The 1,535-nt window shown below is 70.9% G+C and carries 1 protein-coding gene; it reads left to right on the forward strand.

Features of this window, described 5'->3' with window-relative positions; genetic code table 11:
* Positions 1–380: 380 nt before the first annotated feature.
* The coding region (locus I71_RS13630; RefSeq protein WP_042695401.1) for an NAD(P)/FAD-dependent oxidoreductase at positions 381–1,535 on the forward strand (1,155 nt) is incomplete at its 3' end.

Below are 1,535 nucleotides of genomic sequence, written 5' to 3' on the forward strand. Positions count from 1 at the left end.
GCCGCGCTGCACGCCATGGTCGCGCGCATCGCCGGTGTCGACGAGGAAGCTGCCGGTGCCGCGTTGGAGCGGCATGGCGACGTCCGCCGCGCCGTGCTCGGGCTGGCCGGGCTGGAAACTCCCGATATTGACGCTTGCTCATAACTCTCACGCCTCGTTGGACACGAGTTGATGTTGTCCCGGTAGTTCCGTCCGCCCTGTTCAGGCGGCGGACGGGGCGTCAAAAATTGCGCGCGCCCGCTTTCCCAGGAGGTGAAGGCGCGCACAATACCCATTGGCACGGCCGAGTCAAGCCTGACGCATATGCGGAACCTCTTGCGCACCCCGCCCCTTTTGCGGTCCCCTTCCCGGCGGTTCAGGCGGCAGGCGGGAATGACGCGATGGAACGGGTGGAGTGCGTGGTCGTCGGGGCGGGCGTGGTCGGTCTGGCGGTGGCCCGCCGGCTGGCACAGGCCGGGCGCGAGGTGATCGTGCTGGAGGAGGCGGACGCCATCGGCACCGGCACCAGCTCGCGCAATTCCGAAGTGATCCATGCCGGCATCTACTACCCCACCGGCAGCCTGCGCGCCCGGCTGTGCGTGCCCGGCCGCGACGCGCTCTATGCCTACTGCGCCGCCCATGGGGTGGAGCATCGCCGCATCGGCAAGCTGATCGTCGCGACGGAGGAGGCCCAGTTGCCGAAGCTGGCGGCGATCCGCGCCCAGGCCGCCGCCAACGGCGTCAGCGACCTGACGGAGATCGACGCCGCTACCGCGCGGGCGTGGGAACCCAACCTGCGCACCGTCGGCGCCCTGCTGTCGCCCTCGACCGGCATCGTCGACAGCCATGGGCTGATGCTGGCCCTGCTGGGCGATGCGGAGGAGGCCGGTGCGATGCTGGCGTTGCTGAGCCCGCTGACACGCTCCCACCGCACCGCCGCCGGCTTCGAGCTGGAGGTCGGCGGGGCGGAGCCGATGCGGATCGCCTGCTCCACCCTGGTCAATGCCGCCGGGCTGGGCGCCTGGGCCGTCGCCCGCGGACTGGAGGGGCTGGAGGCCGCCCATGTGCCGCCGCGCGTGCTGGCGAAGGGCAATTACTACGCGCTGGCTGGCGGCCGCTCGCCCTTTTCCCGGCTGGTCTATCCGGTGCCGGTGGAGGGCGGGCTGGGCGTCCACCTGACGTTAGACCTTGCCGGACAGGCCCGCTTCGGTCCCGACGTGGAATGGCTGGGCGACCTGAATGGACCCATCGATTACGCCGTCGACCCCGACCGTGCCGGGTCCTTCTATGGCGCGGTGCGCGCCTATTGGCCGGGACTGCCGGACGGCGCGCTGGTCCCGGCCTATTCGGGCGTGCGTCCGAAGCTGAGCGGGCCTGGGCAGCCGCAGGCCGACTTCCTGATCCAGGGGCCGGGACTCCATGGGGTGGATGGCCTGGTCAACCTGTTCGGCATCGAATCGCCGGGCCTGACCTCCTGCCTCGCCATCGCCGACACGGTCGCGGCGGAGCTTGGCGAGATGCCCGAGATCATCGAGCGTCCGCTAACCGCCCCCCGG

This window comes from Azospirillum sp. B506 (assembly GCF_000333595.1).
Taxonomy (GTDB): Bacteria; Pseudomonadota; Alphaproteobacteria; order Azospirillales; family Azospirillaceae; genus Azospirillum.